21 protein-coding genes and 2 pseudogenes are annotated in these 20,502 nt (G+C 59.2%); 9 read left to right on the top strand and 14 right to left on the bottom strand.

Annotation, left to right across the window (positions count from 1 at the left end):
* Nucleotides 1-12 precede the first annotated feature (12 nt).
* Complete coding sequence (gene olsE / locus O9X91_RS02370) at nucleotides 13-927, top strand: ornithine lipid hydroxylase OlsE (RefSeq protein WP_142913705.1); 915 nt, start codon at nucleotides 13-15, stop codon at nucleotides 925-927.
* 8 nt (nucleotides 928-935) lie between these two features.
* Here olsE and O9X91_RS02375 read toward each other — a convergent pair whose 3' ends face one another.
* The 3 genes from O9X91_RS02375 to O9X91_RS02385 form a co-directional block, all read right to left on the bottom strand.
* On the bottom strand, nucleotides 936-1,310 hold the full coding sequence (locus tag O9X91_RS02375) for an MmcQ/YjbR family DNA-binding protein (protein WP_142913706.1): 375 nt from the start codon (nucleotides 1,308-1,310) through the stop codon (nucleotides 936-938).
* Nucleotides 1,307-2,512 carry a bifunctional phosphopantothenoylcysteine decarboxylase/phosphopantothenate--cysteine ligase CoaBC gene (coaBC, locus tag O9X91_RS02380; protein WP_269833576.1) on the bottom strand — a complete coding sequence of 402 codons (1,206 nt, stop codon included), beginning with the start codon at nucleotides 2,510-2,512 and terminating at the stop codon, nucleotides 1,307-1,309. The genes O9X91_RS02375 and coaBC overlap by 4 nt, the downstream gene beginning before the upstream one ends.
* A gap of 70 nt (nucleotides 2,513-2,582) precedes the next feature.
* Nucleotides 2,583-4,166, bottom strand: coding sequence for a peptide chain release factor 3 (locus O9X91_RS02385; RefSeq protein WP_077983734.1), 1,584 nt, complete (start codon nucleotides 4,164-4,166; stop codon nucleotides 2,583-2,585).
* 90 nt (nucleotides 4,167-4,256) lie between these two features.
* Between O9X91_RS02385 and dut the strand changes: the two genes are divergently transcribed.
* The 3 genes from dut to cysK all read left to right on the top strand — a co-directional run bounded on the left by dut (nucleotide 4,257) and on the right by cysK (nucleotide 6,542).
* Entirely contained in the window at nucleotides 4,257-4,727 is a 471-nt protein-coding gene (dut, locus tag O9X91_RS02390) for a dUTP diphosphatase (protein ID WP_137409673.1), read from the top strand.
* A gap of 87 nt (nucleotides 4,728-4,814) precedes the next feature.
* Nucleotides 4,815-5,432, top strand: a complete 618-nt coding sequence (locus tag O9X91_RS02395) for a LysE family translocator (RefSeq protein ID WP_142913708.1) — start codon at nucleotides 4,815-4,817, stop codon at nucleotides 5,430-5,432.
* A 141-nt stretch (nucleotides 5,433-5,573) separates the two neighbouring features.
* Nucleotides 5,574-6,542, top strand: a complete 969-nt coding sequence (gene cysK, locus O9X91_RS02400; RefSeq protein ID WP_077983736.1) for a cysteine synthase A — start codon at nucleotides 5,574-5,576, stop codon at nucleotides 6,540-6,542.
* Between the two features lie 203 nt (nucleotides 6,543-6,745).
* Here cysK and O9X91_RS02405 read toward each other — a convergent pair whose 3' ends face one another.
* The 11 genes and pseudogenes from O9X91_RS02405 to rsmI all read right to left on the bottom strand — a co-directional run bounded on the left by O9X91_RS02405 (nucleotide 6,746) and on the right by rsmI (nucleotide 16,598).
* The gene (locus tag O9X91_RS02405) at nucleotides 6,746-8,290 is read right to left on the bottom strand and encodes a YifB family Mg chelatase-like AAA ATPase (RefSeq protein ID WP_142913709.1); all 1,545 of its coding nucleotides are present in this window, start codon (nucleotides 8,288-8,290) and stop codon (nucleotides 6,746-6,748) included.
* A 183-nt stretch (nucleotides 8,291-8,473) separates the two neighbouring features.
* Nucleotides 8,474-9,433, bottom strand: a complete 960-nt coding sequence (gshB, locus tag O9X91_RS02410; protein WP_137409651.1) for a glutathione synthase — start codon at nucleotides 9,431-9,433, stop codon at nucleotides 8,474-8,476.
* Between the two features lie 242 nt (nucleotides 9,434-9,675).
* Nucleotides 9,676-10,188, bottom strand: a complete 513-nt coding sequence (locus O9X91_RS02415) for a cupin domain-containing protein (RefSeq protein ID WP_142913711.1) — start codon at nucleotides 10,186-10,188, stop codon at nucleotides 9,676-9,678.
* A 109-nt stretch (nucleotides 10,189-10,297) separates the two neighbouring features.
* Nucleotides 10,298-11,398 (bottom strand): sn-glycerol-3-phosphate import ATP-binding protein UgpC, encoded by a 1,101-nt coding sequence (locus O9X91_RS02420; protein ID WP_137409650.1) that lies wholly within the window; start codon nucleotides 11,396-11,398, stop codon nucleotides 10,298-10,300.
* A gap of 10 nt (nucleotides 11,399-11,408) precedes the next feature.
* A complete protein-coding gene (ugpE, locus tag O9X91_RS02425) occupies nucleotides 11,409-12,251 on the bottom strand; it encodes a sn-glycerol-3-phosphate ABC transporter permease UgpE (RefSeq protein WP_003520108.1) in 843 nt (280 codons plus the stop codon).
* A gap of 11 nt (nucleotides 12,252-12,262) precedes the next feature.
* A complete protein-coding gene (locus O9X91_RS02430) occupies nucleotides 12,263-13,231 on the bottom strand; it encodes an ABC transporter permease subunit (RefSeq protein WP_170985433.1) in 969 nt (322 codons plus the stop codon).
* Nucleotides 13,232-13,313: 82 nt separating this feature from the next.
* Nucleotides 13,314-14,612, bottom strand: coding sequence for an extracellular solute-binding protein (locus O9X91_RS02435; RefSeq protein WP_173987948.1), 1,299 nt, complete (start codon nucleotides 14,610-14,612; stop codon nucleotides 13,314-13,316).
* Between the two features lie 132 nt (nucleotides 14,613-14,744).
* A pseudogene (locus tag O9X91_RS23860) lies at nucleotides 14,745-14,897 on the bottom strand (DapH/DapD/GlmU-related protein); the annotation flags it as partial.
* Between the two features lie 222 nt (nucleotides 14,898-15,119).
* Nucleotides 15,120-15,281, bottom strand: a pseudogene (locus O9X91_RS23865) (maltose acetyltransferase domain-containing protein); the annotation flags it as partial.
* Between the two features lie 17 nt (nucleotides 15,282-15,298).
* The gene (locus O9X91_RS02445; RefSeq protein ID WP_142913713.1) at nucleotides 15,299-15,667 is read right to left on the bottom strand and encodes a YraN family protein; all 369 of its coding nucleotides are present in this window, start codon (nucleotides 15,665-15,667) and stop codon (nucleotides 15,299-15,301) included.
* On the bottom strand, nucleotides 15,657-16,598 hold the full coding sequence (gene rsmI, locus O9X91_RS02450) for a 16S rRNA (cytidine(1402)-2'-O)-methyltransferase (RefSeq protein ID WP_077983789.1): 942 nt from the start codon (nucleotides 16,596-16,598) through the stop codon (nucleotides 15,657-15,659). Before rsmI ends, O9X91_RS02445 begins: the two co-directional genes overlap by 11 nt.
* Before the next feature lie 263 nt (nucleotides 16,599-16,861).
* Here rsmI and dnaN point away from each other — a divergent pair, with 263 nt between their 5' ends.
* From dnaN to O9X91_RS02475, 5 genes are all read left to right on the top strand, one after another.
* Nucleotides 16,862-17,980 carry a DNA polymerase III subunit beta gene (gene dnaN / locus O9X91_RS02455; RefSeq protein WP_065654600.1) on the top strand — a complete coding sequence of 373 codons (1,119 nt, stop codon included), beginning with the start codon at nucleotides 16,862-16,864 and terminating at the stop codon, nucleotides 17,978-17,980.
* 189 nt (nucleotides 17,981-18,169) lie between these two features.
* Nucleotides 18,170-18,763, top strand: coding sequence for a phospholipid N-methyltransferase PmtA (pmtA, locus tag O9X91_RS02460; protein WP_142913714.1), 594 nt, complete (start codon nucleotides 18,170-18,172; stop codon nucleotides 18,761-18,763).
* Nucleotides 18,764-18,859: 96 nt separating this feature from the next.
* Nucleotides 18,860-19,456 (top strand): histidine phosphatase family protein, encoded by a 597-nt coding sequence (locus tag O9X91_RS02465; RefSeq protein WP_142913715.1) that lies wholly within the window; start codon nucleotides 18,860-18,862, stop codon nucleotides 19,454-19,456.
* 4 nt (nucleotides 19,457-19,460) lie between these two features.
* Nucleotides 19,461-20,168, top strand: coding sequence for an orotidine-5'-phosphate decarboxylase (pyrF, locus tag O9X91_RS02470; RefSeq protein WP_142913716.1), 708 nt, complete (start codon nucleotides 19,461-19,463; stop codon nucleotides 20,166-20,168).
* 20 nt (nucleotides 20,169-20,188) lie between these two features.
* Complete coding sequence (locus tag O9X91_RS02475) at nucleotides 20,189-20,476, top strand: DUF1330 domain-containing protein (RefSeq protein ID WP_077983790.1); 288 nt, start codon at nucleotides 20,189-20,191, stop codon at nucleotides 20,474-20,476.
* Nucleotides 20,477-20,502: the final 26 nt, after the last annotated feature.

Here is a 20,502-nt window from a genome sequence, read left to right on the forward strand (position 1 = left end):
GATTTGATTTTGATGGCAAAAGCGCAGGTATTGAAAGAGGCTCTTTCCTATTCTTCCTGGCCGCTGGTGTTTGTCGGCGGCCTCGTGGGGTCCCATTTCGCTTTCGCGGGCAGCCATCCGATCGCTGCGTTTCTGGCTGTTTATGCCGGCGCGGTTTTGAGCCTGTTTCTTCTGGAACGTTATATTCCCTACGAAATCCAATGGCTTGAGGGTGACGGCGAGACAATGACCAGCATCGGTCACACGCTTTTGACCAAGGGGCTCGTGCAGCTCGCTGCCGCCGCAGCGGCAATCTTCCCGATGCTGGCTGCCAATGTGCTGCAGCCGCTCGCCGCCATGCGGTTCGACCTGTGGCCATCGCATCTGCCAATGGTGGTTCAGGTCGCGCTTGCGGTGACGGTTGCCGAATTCGGCCTCTACTGGGCCCATCGCATCGCCCATGAAACCGTGTTCTTCTGGCGCTTCCATGCGCTGCATCATAGCGTCGTGCGGCTGTGGGTCGTCAATACCGGCCGCTTCCATGTGGCCGATTCCCTGTTCAAGATCGCGCTCAGCCAGATACCGCTTTATTTCATGGGTGCACCGCTCCAGGTATTCTGGTGGCTCGGCGCCGTTACCGCATTCATCGGTATTTTGACCCATTGCAACGTCGATATGAAAACGGGGCCCCTTGATTACGTGTTCAGCACCCCGCGCCTGCACCGCTGGCACCATTCGAAACAGCTTCCGGAAGGGAACACCAACTACGGCGAAAATCTCGTCTTCTTCGATCTGATCTTCGGTTCCTATCATAACCCCGACAGGCCTTCTTCCACCGATATCGGCATCAAGGGCAAGATTGCGAAAGGATTCCTGCCGCAGCTTCTACAGCCTTTCACCAAGGAAGGCGTCCGCCAGATCGTCGGCAAGGACACCAAACTCGACTGAACCGAAGACTACAGGGCGCGCGCAGTATCGATCACGATACCGAGTTCGCCCCGCAGTTTCCTGGTCAGGCCGGCTGCGACAAGCTCATAGGAACGGCGCACATAGTGTTCCAGCTCTTCCTGTTCGAGCGGCGAATGCTCGGCAATCGATACCCATTTGCGTTTGGCGAAATAGGGCGCCTGCCCTATGCCTTCCAGCGAGGTCAGTATTTCGAAGCTCTCTTCCGAGCATTTGACGACCAGCCGCCAGTCCTCCCGCTCGCCAAGCACGGCAAAGACCTTGTCGCCGACCTTGGCGACATGCGAATCCCACTGATCGACGAAACGCACGCCCGGCCAATCGCCAAGCACTCTGTCGAATGTCTTGCGATCGAACAGGCTCATGCGAGTTTCTCCGCAATAAGGGCTGCCAGACGTTTTGCGACTTCCGCCTTGTCGAGATCCGGCCAGGCATCGATACCATCAGCCGAAATGATCTTCACGCTGTTGCGGTCTCCGCCCATGATGCCGGTTTCCGCCGAAACATCATTCGCGACGATATAATCCGCGCCCTTGCGCTCCAGCTTCGCCCGGCCGTTCCTCTCGACATCCTGCGTTTCGGCAGCGAAGCCCACCACAATTTTCGGGCGCTTTTCATGATGGCCGACGGTTTTGAGAATATCGGGATTTTCCGTCAGTTGCAGCGCCGGCGGCGCATCGCCCGGTTGCTTCTTGATCTTCTGTTCCGACGAGCCCATCACCCGCCAGTCCGCGACCGCGGCGACCATGACGGCGATATCCGCCGGCAGTCTCGATATTACCGCATCGCGCATCTCCTCGGCACGCTCGACATGGATCGTCGTGACCTCGGCAGGATCGGCGATGGTGACCGGGCCGGAAACAAGCGTGACCTCTGCCCCCAACTCAGCCAGAGCCGCCGCAATGGCATGGCCCTGCTTGCCCGAGGAGCGGTTGGCGATGTAGCGCACCGGGTCAATCGGTTCATGCGTGGGGCCGGAGGTCACGATGGCCGTTCTGCCCTTCAGGGGCTTTGGCCCCTCATCCAGCAGTGCGGCAACGGCTTCGACGATCTGCAACGGCTCGGCCATGCGGCCAAAACCCGCCTCGCCCTTCTCCGCCATCTCGCCGGCCATCGGACCGATAAAAAACACACCGTCTTTTTTCAGCGTTTCGACATTACGCAGCGTGGGCTTTCCCGCCCACATCTTCGGGTTCATCGCCGGTGCCGCCAGCACCTTTCGATCCGTCGCGAGAAGGACTGTGGAGGCAAGATCGTCTGCCAGACCATTCGCCATCTTCGCCATCAGATCGGCGGTGGCGGGTGCGACCAGCACGAGATCGCAGTCGCGCGCCAGCCTGATATGGCCGACATCCTGTTCATCCTGCCGGGAAAAAAGCTCGGTGAAGACATGCGTGGCGGACAGCGCGCCGACAGCAAGCGGGGTGACGAATTCCTGCGCGCCCTTCGTCATGACCGGCGTCACCTTCGCGCCGCGCTCTTTCAGGCGACGGATGAGATCGAGGCTCTTATAGGCCGCGATGCCGCCGGAGATAATAAGGAGAATATGCTTGCCTGAAAGCGTCATGATGCCGGACCAGTTTCCCATTTCACCGGGAAACTAAGCCCTTGGCATACAAAGTGCAATCACGCCTTTATCAAGCCGCCTTGGCGACGTGATATTCCTTGATCGCGACCATCTTGATCGCCGGAAACCGCTCGGACTCATAGCGCAGCGAGAAGGCGTCCTGCGCAAGAAACACCGGATCGCCATCCAGATCGCGGGCGATATCGCCGCGCTTGACGTTGAGGAACTTTTCCATTTCCGCCGGCTGATCGGAAGAAATCCAGCGGCAGACCGAAAAGCGCGACATTTCGAAGGAGACCGGCAGGCCGTATTCGCCCATCAGGCGCTCCTTCAACACGTCGAGCTGCAGCGCGCCGACGACACCGACGATGGCCGGCGAGCCGTCTTCCGGCGAAAAGAGTTGTACGACACCCTCTTCCGCCATCTGTTGCAAGGCTTCCTTCAGCTTCTTCGCCTTCATGGCGTCTTCAAGCCGCACGCGGCGGAGAATTTCCGGCGAAAAGTTCGGCACGCCCTGGAAAACCAGGTTTTCACCCTCGGTCAGCGTATCGCCGATGCGGAGCGTGCCGTGGTTCGGTATGCCCACCACGTCACCCGCAAAGGCCGTATCGGCAAGCTGGCGCTGCGAGGCGAAGAAGAACTGCGGCGCAGTGAGGCCCATCTGTTTGCCGGTGCGAGCAAGCCGCGCCTTCATGCCGCGCTCCAGCTTACCGGAGCAGATGCGGGCAAAGGCGATGCGATCTCGATGGTTCGGGTCCATATTGGCCTGAATTTTAAAGACAAAGGCCGTCATTTTTTCTTCAGCCGCATGGACGGTGCGGGTATCCGCCACCTGATCGCGCGGCGGCGGTGCGAAATCGCCAAGCGCATTGATGAGGTCACGGACACCGAAATTGCGCAGCGCCGAACCGAAGAATACCGGCGTCATATGACCTTCGAGAAACGCCTGACGATCGAAAGGACGGCAGGCTTCCATCGCCAGCTCCGTTTCTTCGATGAAGGCGTTGCGCTCATTTTCCGGCAGGCGATCGGCAACCGCCTGCGGACCGTTGACCGGCATGGCTTCCACCTGGGTATCGACGCCACGGAATGTGTTGTCGGCGAGATTATAGGCGCCGCAGAAGGTCTTTGCCCGGCCGACCGGCCAGGTGATGGGCGCTGTGTCGAGCGCGAGCTTCTCTTCCACCTCATCCAGAATCTCGAAGGGGTCGCGGCTTTCGCGGTCCATCTTGTTGATGAAGGTGATGATCGGAATATCGCGCATGCGGCAGACTTCGAAGAGCTTCAGCGTGCGCGGCTCGATACCCTTGGCGGCATCGATGACCATGATCGCCGCATCCACCGCCGTCAGCGTGCGGTAGGTGTCGTCGGCGAAGTCCTCGTGGCCGGGCGTATCGAGAATGTTGAAGACACGGTCGTTATATTCGAAGGTCATGACCGAGGTGACGACCGAAATGCCGCGCTCGCGCTCGATCTTCATCCAGTCCGAACGGGTCTGGATGCGATCCTTCTTCGCCTTGACCTCACCGGCAAGCTGGATCGCTCCGCCGAACAGCAGCAGTTTTTCGGTAAGCGTGGTCTTACCCGCATCCGGGTGCGCGATAATAGCAAAGGTGCGGCGGCGGGAGACCGCCTCGGCAAGTGTTTCGGCCATCTGACAAATCCTGTGGAATTGCGGGCTATCTAGCGTTTCAAGGCCACATTTGCAATTGACCTTGCCGCGATCTCGGCAAACTAATGCGGCATGACCCTTCAAAACGACAATCGCCCCCCTCTCCGGCTTGTCCGCCTCGCCAATGGCGCTGACCTCGAATTGCCGTCCTATGAAACCCGTGGCGCCGCCGGCATGGACCTGCGCGCTGCCGTACCTTCCGGTGAACCGCTGACTCTGCAACCGGGCGAGCGGACGCTCGTTCCGACCGGTTTCATTTTCGAGGTTCCGCAAGGTTATGAGGCACAAATTCGTCCGCGTTCCGGCCTCGCCATCAAGAACGGCGTTACCTGCCTCAACTCTCCCGGCACGGTGGATAGCGATTATCGCGGTGAGGTGAAAGTCATCCTCGCCAATCTGGGCCAGGAGGTTTTTATCATCGAGCGCGGTATGCGCATTGCGCAGATGGTGATCGCACCGGTAACCCAAGTTGTTGTGAGCGAGGTGACGGAGACCTCCCAGACGGCGCGGGGCGCCGGCGGTTTCGGCTCCACCGGCGTTTAGCGACACCGCTGGGACAGACGCGTGGAGTGATTGTCTTTACCCGGCAGTTTCGCTATTGATCTGGCGGATTTTCCGGGAAACACGATCATGACGCTGACGACCCTTTTCGCCTATGCCACCGCCCTCTTCATTGCCGCCGCCATTCCCGGCCCCGGCATGACGGCGATCGTGGCGCGGGCGCTGGGTTCGGGCTTTCGCGAAACCTTCTTCATGGGTCTGGGGCTGGTGCTGGGCGACATGATTTACCTGACCGCTGTGATCCTGGGCTTGGCCTTCGTCGCGCAGACCTTTCAGGAAGCCTTCATGGTGCTGAAATTCGCGGGCGCAGCCTATCTCCTTTATATTGCCTGGAAGCTTTGGACCGCCGGTCTGCTGCCGCAGGAGCTGAAGGCGAAGAAGAGCACCAGCATGTCCATGTCCTTCCTGTCCGGACTGCTGATTACGCTCGGCAACCCGAAAACCATGCTTTTTTATGTGGCGCTGGTGCCGACGCTGATCGACATCCGCATGATAGGAGCTTCGGAATATGCGACACTTCTCGCCATCAACTTCGTCGTGCTGATGGCGGTTCTCCTGCCTTACATCCTGCTTGCGGCCAAGGCGCGCAACCTCCTGAAAAGGCCGAGCGCCTTGACGATCCTCAACCGCACGGCGGCGGGTATTCTGGCCGGAACAGCGACCATGATCGCGATCCGCAGCACATAAAACAAATTCTTGCGTTTATGCGATTTATCGTGAAATTATTCCTGCAATTTGGAGATATTCGGACGAACGTTCGCTAGCTTGCGAAAGCTATTGCTCCTATTCTGCCGCTCAAATCTTGCGGTCTTTACACAGGAGAGCATCATGCCCGAAGCCAGAAAGCCCGGACGCGGACGCGTCTATTCCTCGATTACGGAAACAATCGGCGACACACCGATCGTGCGGCTCGACAAGCTGGCGAAGGAGAAGGGCGTAAAGGCCAACCTTCTCGCCAAACTCGAATTTTTCAATCCCATCGCCTCCGTGAAGGACCGCATCGGCGTCGCCATGATCGAAACGCTGGAAGCGCAAGGCAAGATCATCCCCGGCAAGACAACGCTGGTGGAGCCGACCTCCGGCAACACGGGCATCGCGCTTGCCTTCGCCGCCGCAGCAAAGGGCTACAAGCTGATCCTGACCATGCCTGAAACCATGTCGGTTGAGCGTCGGAAAATGCTGGCTCTGCTCGGCGCCGAACTGGTGTTGACCGAAGGCCCCAAGGGCATGAAGGGCGCCATCGCCAAGGCGCAGGAATTGGCCGCGACCCTGCCTGACGCCATCATTCCGCAGCAGTTCGAAAACCCCGCCAATCCTGATATTCACCGCAAGACGACAGCTGAAGAAATCTGGAACGACACCGAAGGCACGGTCGATATTCTCGTCTCTGGTATTGGCACCGGCGGCACCATCACCGGCACGGGTCAGGTGCTGAAATCCCGCAAGCCCGAGGTGAAGGTGATTGCGGTCGAACCTGCCGACAGCCCGGTTCTTTCCGGCGGCAACCCCGGTCCGCACAAGATCCAGGGCATCGGTGCCGGTTTTGCACCTGCCATCCTCGATACCGGCATTTATGACGAGATCGTCACCGTGACCAATGACGAGGCTTTCGAAACAGCACGTCTGGCGGCAAGGCTGGAAGGCGTGCCGGTCGGCATCTCCTCGGGTGCGGCGCTGGCGGCGGCAATTAAGGTCGGCGCGCGGGAAGAAAATGCCGGCAAGAACATCGTCGTCATCATTCCTTCCTTTGCGGAACGCTACCTTTCGACGGCGCTTTTCGAAGGCCTTGGGCTTTAAGCCACGCTTTCAAGCGCAGTACGATTGCGCGCCCAATTTGCGAATTGTCTTACGTGCCGCCGGCTCCGCTGGCGGCACAATGTTTTTTGAGGCAGGGCGCAAAGGGACGCCTTCTAGGGCAATTCCAGTTTAAGCGGAATCGTTGGACGGCCCCTACCTCCTTGTTTCTAAACATTTTCCGGACGAAAAACCGCTTGATATCTCTACTGGATGCTCTGGGCCGCCGCCGTCAGCCTTTCGCCAGCGATACGATAGGACACAGCTTCCGCCACGTGGATGCGGCCGACCGTTTGTTTGCCATCCAGGTCGGCCAGGGTGCGGGCAACCTTGAGAATGCGATGATAACCGCGCGCGGAGAACTTCAACCGCTCAGCCGCATCGCGCAGCAATTGCAGCCCGGACGCATCCGGCTCGGCATATTTTTCTATTAAGGTCGTCGTGCAGCGGGCATTCGTGCGAATGGCGGCAAATCCCGCCGCCGCGTAGCGTTCCTGCTGCGCAAGGCGAGCCCGGGCGACACGGCCGGCCACTACCGCACTCGGCTCGGACGCGACGGGGCGGATGAGATCGGCGGCGGAGACGGCGGGAACGTCGATACGGATATCGATACGATCCAGCAGCGGACCGGAAATGCGGGCCTGATAATCCGTCACACAACGCGGGCCTCGGGCACAGGTGAAACCCGGCTCTCCCGCCATGCCGCAGCGGCAGGGGTTCATCGCCGCAACGAGCTGGATTTCCGCGGGATAGCTGACGCGATGATTGGCCCGCGCGATGATGCATTCGCCAGTCTCCAGCGGCTGGCGCAGCGCATCCAGCACCTGGGGTGAGAATTCCGGGAACTCATCCAGAAAAAGAACGCCGTGATGGGCAAGCGAGGCCTCCCCCGGTTTGGCCCGCAGCCCTCCGCCGATCAGCGCGGCCATGGTGGCGGAATGGTGTGGCGTACGAAACGGTCTGCGGTCCGACAGCTTGCCGCCCGATAATTGGCCGGCGATGGAGTGAACCATGGACACTTCCAGCAATTCCGCAGCCTCCAGCGGTGGCAGAATTGAGGGCAGCCGAGCGGCGAGCATGGATTTGCCAGAACCGGGCGGGCCAACCATCAGCAGATTGTGGCCACCCGCAGCCGCCACTTCCAGCGCGCGCCGGGCCGTCTCCTGCCCCTTGATATCGGCCAGATCCGGCAGATTGACCGGATTGGCACGGATGGCAGGTGCGGGGCGCGACAGAAGCTGGGTGCCGCGAAAATGATTGGCGAGCGCAATGAGACTACGCGGGGCTAGAATATCGATGCCGGCGCCGGCCCAGGCCGCTTCCGGCCCACTTTCGGCCGGGCAAATCAGCCCCTTGCCGAGCGCATTGGCGCCGATGGCCGCCGGCAGCGCGCCCGAAACCATGCCGATCGTACCATCGAGATTGAGTTCGCCGAGAACCACATACTGGCTGAGCGCTTCCGCCGGTATGGCACCCAGAGCAGCCATGAGGCCGAGAGCGATTGGAAGGTCGAAATGCGACCCTTCCTTGGGCAGATCGGCAGGCGCCAGATTGACGGTGACTTTTTTTGCCGGCAAGGCCAGACCTGAGGCATGCAGGGCGGCCTGCACCCGCTCGCGGCTTTCGGCGACCGCCTTGTCCGGCAGACCGACAATCTGGATACCGATCTTTCCGGGTGCAACCATCACCTGCACCTCGACTGGCACGCCCTCTATGCCCTGAAATGCAACCGTATTGACCCTTGCCACCATGGCCTGCCCCCGCAAACCGGCCGCGTCATCTGAACTTCATGTTCCAAGGCAGCCGCCCGCAAGCAACGTGCCACAGAGAAAAGAATAAAACAAGAACACCTAGAGAACAATTTCTCGCATGCGATGTATTTTAGTTGTATCGAGTTGTACGCATGGAACAAACCGGGAGCGATTGAGATCGCTTCAGAACTCCTGAGCGTCGCGCTTTTTCTCGATCGCGTCCCACAGCAGGCTCGCCACATCGGCGCCGCCGAATTTGCGCACTTCGCGAATACCGGTTGGTGAGGTGACGTTGATTTCGGTGAGATAATCGCCGATGACATCGATGCCAACGAAGAGGAAACCGCGCTCCCGCAGGGCAGGGCCGATGCGGCGGCAGATTTCCTTTTCACGCGCCGTCAGCTCCGTCGGTTCAGGTCGGCCGCCGGCATGCATGTTGGAGCGGGCGTCGTTTTCCGCCGGCACGCGGTTGATTGCGCCAACCGGCTCGCCGTCTACCAGGAGGATGCGCTTGTCGCCCTTGCGGACGTCAGGCAGATATTGCTGGGCGATGTAAGGCTCGCGGAACATCTGGCCGAACATCTCCAGCAGAGAGGAGAAGTTGCGGTCGTCGCGCGCGGAATGGAAGACGCCTGCACCACCATTTCCGTAAAGCGGCTTGAGGATGATATCGCCCATTTCATTGCGGAAGCGGGCGATTTCCTCCACGTCCTTGGTGATCAGCGTCTTGGGCATCAGATCGGCGAATTCGGTGACGAAAATCTTTTCCGGCGAGTTGCGGACCCAGGCGGGATCGTTGACCACCAGCGTTTTCGGATGAATGCGCTCCAGCAGATGGGTCGAGGTGATGTAAGCCATGTCGAATGGCGGATCCTGACGCAGATGGATGACATCCATCATCGACAGATCGACACGCTCCGGTTCGGACAGGGAGAAATGGTCGCCTTTGATATCGCGCAGTTCCATCTGCTCAACAGTGGCGTAAATCTTGCCATCACGCATGGAAAGGCGCTCCGGCGTATAATGGAACAACCGATATCCGCGCGCCTGCGCCTCAAGGCTCATGGCGAAGGTGGAGTCACCGGCGATATTGATGCCGGAGACATGATCCATCTGGATCGCGACGTTCTTGATCTTCGCCATGCGAATGTTCCTCTTGCAGCATGCGGACGCTTTGCGGCCCGCGGTGCCCATTGCCTCGCCTTTTCAAGCTTCCCTGCAGGACCAGGAGAAACCCGGAAATGCTTCAGAAAACCCTGAAGATGTAGGGCAGCGACCCTTCAAAGGCAACGGCTGCAAGCGGTGGTTTGTGTGAGTTTTATTGAACCTTCACAATTCTGCCGGCGGAGCCTTGCGGGCCCCGCCAACCGCAATGTTTTATGGGTTCAGGCCGCCAGCTTATAGGAACGGCCGGCAAACAGCTTGTTCTTGACGCGATAGGCAAAAGCCAGCGCCTTGGGGAACGGACGGCGCATGAAGGCGACCTTGCGAACATAATCATCCACCCGCCAGGTGGCCCATGTTCCAGCCCGAAAATAGGCGACGTCGCCGACCCGCAGGATGCTAACCGAACCGTCTTCGGCCGTCACATGCACCTCGCCTTCCAGAATATAGACGGTTTCATCCCAGCCGAAGAACCATCGGAATTCACCAGCCGTACAATCCCACATGGCGGTGCTTGAAGCACGGTCGCCGCTTCTGGAATGATCTGCCGCCCGCGCCTGAGGATTGCCGGAAATGATCCAGTCCGGATTGATGGGCGCCGGTTGAAGCCGCAGATCGGTGCAGGACGCGCTGACAACAGCCTCATCTTTTGACCCGCGCAAATAGGCCGGCAAAATCGGCACCGTGCGGATCGCCATGGTTGCCGCGGCAGCGAACATCATTTTGAAGGACATATGAGAAAACCCCCGTGAAATATTGGAGGTCTTCTATCATCGGGATCGTAACAAAGCGGTTTTGACAATCGGCGCAATTTTAGTCATCGCGCCGATTTCTGCGATGCGCTCAGGCCGTCGCCATTTGCGCGGGCTGCGCCGCCAACTGCTCCGCTTTGCCGGCGATACGCTTGCCGGTTTCGCTGGAGAAGAAATGCAGTTTTTCCGGCGCGATCGTGACCGAGAGCGCAGACGGAACCTCGACATCCGGCGGGAAGGCAACGGTCAGGTTCTGTTCGCCGATCATGCCGTGGATGAGACGCTGCGAGCCCAGTTCCTCGATATAATCGACCCGAAGCGGGAAGCCCTGCTCACCTGCCGCAGCGAGGCGGAGATCTTCCGCCCGCATGCCAACCGTCACCGACCCTGACGCAGGTGCGAAACCGTTGAGCGCAAAGAGCGACGGACCGATGGCGAGGCTATCACCATGCAACTCTGCGTTCAGCAGGTTCATGGCGGGAGAGCCGATGAAACTCGCAACGAAGGTCGAGGCAGGGGTGTGATAGACATCGAGCGGTGCGCCGATCTGTTCGATACGACCGCCATTCAACACCACAAGACGATCGGCCAGCGTCATCGCTTCCAGCTGATCGTGAGTGACATAAATCGAGGTGGTGCCGAGACGTTTTTGCAGGCGCTTGATTTCGCCCCGCATGGAAACGCGCAGCTTGGCGTCGAGATTGGACAGGGGCTCGTCGAACAGGAAGGCCGCCGGTTTGCGCACGATGGCGCGGCCCATGGCCACACGCTGCCGCTGGCCGCCGGACAGGGCGCGCGGCTTGCGGTCCAGATAGGGTTCAAGCTGCAGCATGCGCGCGGCTTCAGCCACACGCGCATCGATCTCCTCCTTCGGCGTCTTGCGGTTCTTCAAACCGTATTCCAGGTTCTGTCGCACCGACATATGCGGATAGAGCGCGTAGTTCTGAAACACCATGGCAATATCGCGGTCTGCCGGATCGGCCTGATTGACCACCCGGTCGCCGATCTTCACCGTGCCTTCGGAAATATCCTCAAGCCCAGCAACCATGCGCAGGAGCGTGGATTTGCCGCAGCCGGAGGGGCCGACAAGAACGATGAATTCACCGTCCCTGATGTCGATATCGACGTGATGCACGGCACGCACGCCGCCATGATAATCCTTGCAGACCTGACTGATGTCTATCGCGGCCATTTCGGTCTCCTTATTTATCGCTTTCGGTCAGGCCCTTTATGAACCAGCGCTGGAAAATGACGACGATCAGCACCGGCGGCAGCATGGCCAGCACGGCGAGCGCGAAAGCTTCGTTGTAATCGGGAATTTGCGAACCGACCCAGACCTGCAGGATCGACTTGATGCCGCGCATCAGGGTGAAGAAGCCCTCATCCGTCGTCATCAGCATGGGCCAGAGATACTGGTTCCAGCCATAAACGAACATGATGATGAAGATCGCCGCCATCATGGTGCGGGACAGCGGTATGAGAACGTCGATGAAGAATTTCACCGGACCCGCACCATCGATACGGGCAGCCTCCAGCAACTCCTCCGGCACCGATTTGAAGAATTGCCGGAAATAGAAGGTGCCCGTCGCCGAAGCGAGAAGCGGCACGATGAGGCCGGTATAGGAGTTCAAAAGGCCGAGTTTGCTCATCACCTCATAGGACGGCATGATGCGCACTTCGAGCGGCAGAAGCAGCGTGGTGAAGATGATCCAGAAGGCGAGCGTTGCGAACCGGAAGCGGAAATAGACGATCGCATAGGCCGCGGTCATCGACAGCACGATCTTGCCGACGGCAAAACCGATGCCGAGGATCAGCGAATTCAACACCATGTTGAGACCCGTGATCTGCCCGGTAAAGCCGCCCTTCTGGGTCAGGACCTTTTCATAAGTCTCGATGAAATTGTCGCCGGGAACCATCGTCAGACCACTGCGGTGAATTTCCGCAGCGGTATGCGTGGAGGTCATGAAGGCCACGATGACCGGCAATATCAAGAACAGCGCGCCGATGATCAGCACGAGATGATCGAGGGGCTTTGTCTTGTACATGGTCTTTTCCCTCAATTGTAATGGATGCGCTTTTCGATGAAGCGGAACTGGATGATGGTGAGAACGAAGACGACCAGCATCAGAATGACGGACTGGGCGGAAGACCCACCGATGTCATTGCCGCGGAAACCGTCCAGAAACACCTTGTAGACCAGCGTGATCGGATTATTGGCTGCCTTGTCCTTCACCATCACGTCGATGACGCCGAATGTGTCGAAGAGCGCATAGGTGATGTTGATGATCAGCAGGAAGAAGGCCGTGGGCGCCAGAAGCGGCATGATCACCGTCCAGAACCGTCGAAAACCCGAGCGGCAGTCGATGGCGGCGGCTTCCCGCACCGAAACCGGGACACCCTGAAGCCCCGAAAGGAAGAAGATGAAATTGTAAGGAATCTGCTTCCAGACCGCAACGACGATCATGGCGAAGGCCGTATCGAAATAATTGAGGCCGACCTTCATGTCCCAGCCGAGAAACGCGGCCATTTTGACGAAGGGGCCGATATGCTGGTCGAAAAACATCATGCCGATGAGACCGGCGACAGGCGGCGCGATGGCATAGACGGAAATCAGCAGTGTCTTGTATGTCGAGCTGCCGCGAATGACCGCATCCGCCTTGACGGCGAGCAGCAAGCCAAGCGCCAGCGAAAAGAAGGTGACCAGCACGGTGAATACAACCGTGAATTTGGCGATGCTGAGATATTCGGGGCTGAAGATCGCATCGGAATAGTTGGCAAATCCGACGAAGGAGGCGCCAAAACCGAACGGGTCTTCAATATAAAAGGACGAATGTATGGCCTGAACCGACGGCCAGTAGAAGAAGATGAAAATCACCGCAAGCTGCGGCGCCAGAAACAGGTAGGGCACGTAGGACGAGGAGAACTGCACGCGCTTCATGCCGGCGTCGGCAGGTTTTGCTGGCTTTGCAGCCTTTGCGGACCAGCCGGACAAAAACCGACGCGGTTGAGACGATGAATAGGCCACGCTTGCGCTTCCTTATCCAAGAGCGAGCCCCCTTCCGTGGGAAAGGAGGCTCGGCAATGGTCATTGGTTTCGTAAAGATCGATCAGCCGGCCGTCTTGGCGAAACGGGCGAGCAGGTCGTTGCCTTCCTTCTCGATGATGTCGAAGGCGTCCTTCGGCGCGACTTCGCCGGAGAAGATGCGGTTATATTCGCGTTCCATGACAGCGCGGATCTGCGGGTAGAAGCCGAGGCGGTAACCCTTGGACCATTCACCACCCGGCAGCGACAGCTGCTGAATACCGACTTCGGCGACCGGCTTTTCCTTGTAGTAGCCTTCAGCCTTCGCCTTTTCGTAAGCGGCCTTGGTGATGGCGACGTAACCGGTTGCCTTGTGGTAGAAGACCTGGATTTCCGGCGAGGTCAGGAACTGGAAGAAGTCGGCCACGCACTTGTTTTCGGCTTCAGACTTGCCCGACATTGCAAAGAGCGCAGCGCCACCGATGAAGGAGTTGGTGCCGGCGCCCTTGATGGAACCCCAGTAGGGAAGGAAGGTTGCCGAGAACGGCATGGTCGCCGTCTTCTGCAGGCCGCCGAAGGAACCCGAAGAACCGATCCAGAAGGCGACCTTGCCTTCTTCGAAGGGCTTCTGGTTGTCGTTCCAGCCGGCGCCGTAATAGGCGAACAGGCCCTTGTCCTTCCAGTCCTTCAGCTTGTCGAACATCATGACGAGGTTCGGGTCGGTGACCTTGAGCTTGGTGTCGGTGACGCTGTCGTAACCGTTATTGTTGGTGGCGAACTGGATGTTGTTGCGGGAGAAGAAGTTTTCCGTGAACTGCCAGGTCAGCTGCGACTGGACGAGCGGAATATAGCCGGCTTCCTTAAGCTTCGGCGCCACCTGCTCGAACTCTTCCCAGGTCTTCGGCGCTTCGACGCCGGCCTTCTTCAGGGCTTCGTCGTTGACATACATGATGGGAGCGGAGGAGTTGAACGGCATGCCGACGAACTTGCCGTCAGCGGCAGCATAGAAATAACGAACGCCGTTGATGAAGGCGTCGCGGTCGAACTTGTAGCCAGCCTTGTTGATGAGGTCTTCGGCAGGAATGACAGCGCCCTTGGCGTTGATGATGGTGGCGGCGCCAGCGTCAAAAACCTGGAGGATATTCGGCTGCTCGCCGGAGCGGAAAGCGGCGATGCCGCTGGCCAGGGCTTCTTCGTAGGAGCCCTTGGAAACCGGCGTCAGCGCACATTCTTTCTGGGCTTCGTTGAACTTCTGGGCGACTTCGTTGATGACTTCGCCATTGCGGCCGCCCATGCCGTGCCACCAAGTGATGTTGGTCGCAGCCATGGAAGATGTTGCCGACATGCTGACGGCCACCGCGGCCATGGAAATCTTCTTCAACATTACTAAATCCTCTCCACCATTTATTGGGATGAGGATGCGAATAGAGGCGTTCCATGACGCCTCTTTGACAGTTCCGTGTCAGATTTATTACAGCGCGTACGGACAATCTCAGCCGGCTATACGATTTATGGGTCGGGCCGGATTTCCCACGACCGTTGCACCTGGCGGCACATCGCGCGTCACCACCGAACCGGCGCCGACAATTGCGCCGTCACCGATGGTGATACCGGCCAGAATGATCGCTCCGCCGCCAATCCAGACATCGCGGCCAATCGTGACGGGCTTTGCGATTTCAATTCCCTGCGCGCGCGGAACCGGGTCCAGATGGTGCTCCGCACAATAGATCTGCACGGCGGGACCGAGCATCGCGCCGTCGCCTATCGCGACCTTCGCAGAATCGAGAATTGTGCAGCCGGCATTGAGATAGACATTCCTGCCCAGCGTGACGTTGAGGCCGTAGGCGCAATGAAACGGCGCCTCGATAAATGCCCCTTCACCCGCAGAAGCAAAAAGGGCCCGCAGTAGCGGCCCGATGGCACCGCGCTCATCCGGCTGCATGGTATTGTGCTGGTGAACCGCCCGTCGCACATGGCCGCGCAGCAAATCCAGTTCGGCATCCATGCAGTTGTACCATTCGCCCGCGGCCATCTTTTCCCGCTCGGTGGACATTGGCTTTCCCCTCCCTCTTAAAATGCGTCGATAAAGTGCTGCGGCAGGCGTCGTGGCAGAATGGCGACAATATCGAAGCGCAGTGAAAGACGGTCGGCATCCTTGCGACGGGAGAGCCAGAGATCGGCAGCCGCGCGGATGCGCTGTTGCGAATGGAAACCGACGGCATTCACCGCGCTCTCACCCGAAGCGCGCGCCTTGACCTCGATGATGGCAACGAGATTCTTCTTGCGGGCGATGAGATCGATTTCCCCCAGCCGGGTGCGATACCGAATGGCGAGGATGCGATATCCTTTCGCCAGCAGATAAAGTGCGGCCCAATATTCCGCCGTGTGGCCGCGCCGCTCGGCATTACGCCTTTTGTTCCTTTGCGCGTCAGCCGCCATTCCTGTCCTTCATATCCAGCAGCCGCTGATAAAGCTCCTTGCGCGGCAGGCCTGTCAGCTTCGCCGCTTCACCGGCAGCCTTGGCGGCGGACATGGTCGAGACAAGATCTTTCAGGAGCTTCTCGACATCCTCGATATCGGGAATGTCGTCATAGGAGGGTGGCTCCACCAGCAGCACGATCTCGCCCTTCACCACACGATCCTCGTCATAATAATCGGCAAGCTCGCTGAGCGTGCCGCGCCGAAACTCCTCGAAAGTCTTGGTCAGTTCGCGGCACACTACGGCGCGCCGGTCGCGGCCAAGCACTTCCGACGCCACCTTGACGGTGGCGCCAATGCGGCGCGGCGATTCAAAAAAGATCAAAGTGGCGGGGATTTTCGCAAGTTCGGCAAAACGGTCGCGCTTGCCGCGATCCTTCACCGGTAGGAAACCCGCAAACAGAAATGCATCGCTCGGCATACCGGAGCCGACAAGAGCGGCAAGCGGCGCCGATGCGCCCGGCACCGGCACGACGCGATGGCCTGCCTCAAGCGCCAGCTGGCCAAGACGATAACCGGGATCGGACACCAGCGGCGTTCCGGCGTCCGATACCAGTGCCACGGATTTTCCGGCCTCCAGCGCGGCAATGAGCTTCGGTCCCGCTTCATTGGCATTGTGTTCGTGATAGGCGAGCGGACGCGTGCGGATGCCATAACGCTCAAGCAGGATGCGGGTGACGCGGGTATCCTCGCAGGCGAGAACATCGGCCGAGGCCAGCGTTTCCAGCGCGCGGATGGTGATATCTCCGAGATTGCCGATGGGTGTGGCGACGAGATAAAGCGCCGGCTCCAGCGGCCGCGCCGGAACGGTGGCCGTGCCGATCCTGAATTCCTTCGCCGCCTGTCTGGCATCACTGTTCGATATTTCCTGCGTCACACGGCTTCCAATCATTCTGGCCGACCCTTGCCGGCCGGTCGCTCCGGTTTTTTCCTTTATGGGCAATAGAAAACCGGCGAACAAGGTCCATCGGCGGTCCCAACCTGTGGATCATGTTGTATAGCAGTAAAATGAGCCGAGGCAGATGAACTCGGCTCTTGCATTTTCTGCAATAACTCTGCCATTTTGCCCGTCCACATTGTCCGGCTTTTGCCGGTGAAGACTCTTCTTGCCGATCCGGCGGTGGCCGGTTCGCAACGTTGAAAGCGGTAGCGTCCATGCGTATTACTCTTGAGCGGTCGAACCTTCTGAAATCGCTGAACCACGTCCACAGGGTCGTCGAGCGTCGCAACACGATCCCGATCCTGTCCAACGTTCTGCTGCGCGCCTCCGGCGCCAATCTGGACATGAAGGCGACCGACCTCGATCTCGAAATCACCGAAGCGACGCCGGCCATGGTGGAACAGGCGGGCGCCACAACCGTGCCGGCGCATCTGCTTTATGAAATCGTGCGCAAGCTGCCGGACGGTTCCGAAGTGCTTCTGGCCACCAACCCGGACGGCTCCTCGATGACGGTTGCCTCCGGCCGTTCGAAATTCTCGCTGCAATGCCTGCCGGAAGGGGACTTCCCCGATCTGACCGCCGGCACCTTCAGCCACACCTTCAAACTGAAGGCGACCGACCTGAAGATGCTGATCGACCGCACACAGTTTGCGATTTCGACCGAAGAGACGCGTTATTACCTCAACGGCATCTTCTTCCACACCATCGAGAGCAATGGCGATCTGAAGCTGCGCGCTGTCGCGACCGACGGTCACCGCCTGGCCCGCGCCGATGTGGATGCGCCATCCGGCTCCGAAGGCATGCCGGGCATCATCATCCCGCGCAAGACCGTGGGCGAACTACAGAAGCTGATGGACAACCCTGAACTGGAAGTGACGGTTGAAGTATCGGATGCGAAAATCCGCCTGACAATCGGCTCTGTCGTTCTGACCTCGAAGCTGATCGACGGCACCTTCCCGGACTACCAGCGCGTGATCCCGACCGGCAACGACAAGGAAATGCGGGTCGATTGCCAGACCTTCGCGCAGGCTGTCGACCGCGTCTCGACCATTTCTTCCGAGCGCGGCCGCGCCGTGAAGCTCGCGCTCACCAACGGCCAGCTAACGCTGACCGTCAACAACCCGGATTCGGGCAGTGCGACGGAAGAAGTGGCTGTCGGCTACGACAATGATTCGATGGAAATCGGCTTCAACGCCAAATATCTCCTCGACATCACCTCGCAGCTTTCCGGCGACGACGCGATTTTCCTGCTGGCAGACGCCGGCTCGCCGACGCTCGTACGCGACACCGCCGGCGACGACGCGCTTTACGTTTTGATGCCGATGCGCGTTTGAAACGGGAATTTTCCGCAAATTTCATCGAAAAGCCGGTGGAACGCTTCACCGGCTTTTCTTGATTCGGCATGACTTCTTAAGCCGTAGACGAATTTTTCCAGTTACGACATTTTGCCTTGTTTTTGCGCCAAATGGGATCAACATTGCGTAACAGTTTTTTGACAATGACCAAATGCATCTGAGGGAACTATGGCACTTAACCTGAAGCAACGGCTTGAACAGAAATTTGAGGAAGAAATCCGCTTTTTCAAAGGTATGGTCAGCCAGCCGAAAAAAGTCGGAGCCATTGTTCCGACATCGACAATCACGGCGAAAAAAATGGCGAGTGTCATCAATCCCCATTCTGGCCTGCCGGTTCTCGAACTCGGCCCGGGCACGGGCGTCATCACCAAGGCCATTCTGGCGCGCGGCATCAAGCCGGAGAACCTGACGGCAATCGAATATTCGACCGATTTCTACAACCAACTGCTCCGGAGCTATCCGGGTGTCAATTTCGTCAATGGTGACGCCTTCGATCTCGATGCGACGCTTGGCGAGCACAAGGGCCAGATGTTCGACAGCGTCATCTCCGCCGTGCCGATGCTGAATTTTCCGATGGCCGCCCGCATCAAGCTTCTCGACGAATTGCTGAAGCGCGTGCCGCATGGCCGACCCGTGGTGCAGATATCATACGGTCCGATTTCCCCGATCGTCGCGCAGCCGCACCTCTACCATATCCGTCATTTCGATTTCATCGTGCGCAATATTCCCCCGGCGCAATTGTGGACCTACACGCGGGCCTAACGTCCGGGCAGAATGGTCGAGCCTGTCATTTCCGGGTCGTGACGGATGGTCAGGGTGTGGATTAGCCCTTTCCATCACCCTTGAGGACCGATTGCCATGCATGCGCTCTATATCACCCACCCCCAGGTCAAGATTGATCCGGCTATTCCCGTTCCAGAATGGGGGCTTTCGGAAAAGGGTGCTGAACGGACGCGCGAGGCGAGCCGCCTCCCCTGGGCGAAAGCATTGCGACACATCGTTTCCAGCGCCGAAACCAAGGCTATCGAAACCGCCCGTATCCTTGCCGAGACATCCGGCGCGGAAATAGAGATCGTCGAGGCGATGCATGAAAACGACCGGTCGGCCACGGGCTTCCTGCCGCCGCCGGAATTCGAAAAGGCGGCGGACTGGTTCTTCGCCCATCCTGAAGAAAGTTTTCACGGCTGGGAGCGGGCAATCGATGCGCAGGCGCGGATCATGGGAGCCGTCAAGGCCATTCTCGACCGACACGACCCCCGGCAGCCCATCGCCTTTGTCGGCCATGGCGGTGTGGGCACGCTTCTGAAATGCCACATCGAGGGCCGCGGCATCAGCCGCGCCGAGGACCAGCCGCCGGGCGGCGGCAACCTTTTCCGCTTTTCCATCGCCGAATTTTCACTTGCAGCCTCGTCCCCCACATGCGACTGGACGGCAATGGAAACATGGCAGGGATAAGACAATGACCGCGCGCGAAAAACTCATCGTCGGGCTGGATGTTCCGACTGTGCAGCAGGCCGAAGACATCGTTTCGAAAATCGGCGACGAGGTTCTGTTCTACAAGATCGGTTATCAGCTGGTCTTCGCCGGCGGTCTCGAATTCGCGCGTGACCTTGTCCAGAGCGGCAAGAAGGTCTTTCTCGACATGAAGCTGCTCGATATCGACAATACCGTCGCCTCCGGTGTCGAAAACATCGCCCGCATGGGCATGTCGATGCTGACGCTGCACGCCTATCCGAAAGCGATGCGCGCTGCCGTCAAGGCCGCTGAAGGCTCCGGCCTTTGCCTGCTGGGCGTCACCGTGCTCACCTCGATGGACGACGTCGATCTCGCCGAGGCGGGTTATGCTTCTGACGCCCGTTCGCTGGTGCTGCGCCGGGCGGAGCAGGCACGCGAGGCGGGCATGGGCGGCATCGTCTGTTCGGCGGAAGAATCGACTGCCGTGCGCGAAATCCTCGGCCCAGACCTTGCCGTGGTCACCCCCGGCATTCGCCCAGCCGGCGCGGATATCGGCGATCAGAAGCGGGTGATGACGCCCTATGACGCCATCAAGGCCGGTTCGAGCCATCTGGTTGTCGCCCGCCCCATCGTCAGGGCGGAAGACCCGAAAGCGGCGGCCCGCGCCATTCTGGACGATATGCTGCGCGCCAGCTTTCCAGCCAATCAGTAACCGCAACCGGAGGAGATGAAATGGCAAAGGGATATTGGATCGCCCAGGTCGATGTACGCGACAGCGAGCGTTACAAGGACTATGTCTCCACAGCCAAGCCCGCCTTCGAGCGGTTCGGCGCCAATTTTCTGGCTCGCGGCGGTTCGGTGACGGAACTGGAAGGTAAGGCGCGTGCGCGCAACGTTGTCATCGAATTCCCGTCCGTCCAGCATGCGATTGACTGCTACAACTCTCCCGAATACCAGGCGGCGGCTAAAATCCGCCAGGAAGTGGCAGATGCGCAGATGATGATCGTCGAAGGAATTTGAGGACCGTCAACCGCATTTCCCAAACT

This window comes from Agrobacterium salinitolerans, from assembly GCF_027498475.1.
Lineage (GTDB): Bacteria > Pseudomonadota > Alphaproteobacteria > Rhizobiales > Rhizobiaceae > Agrobacterium > Agrobacterium salinitolerans.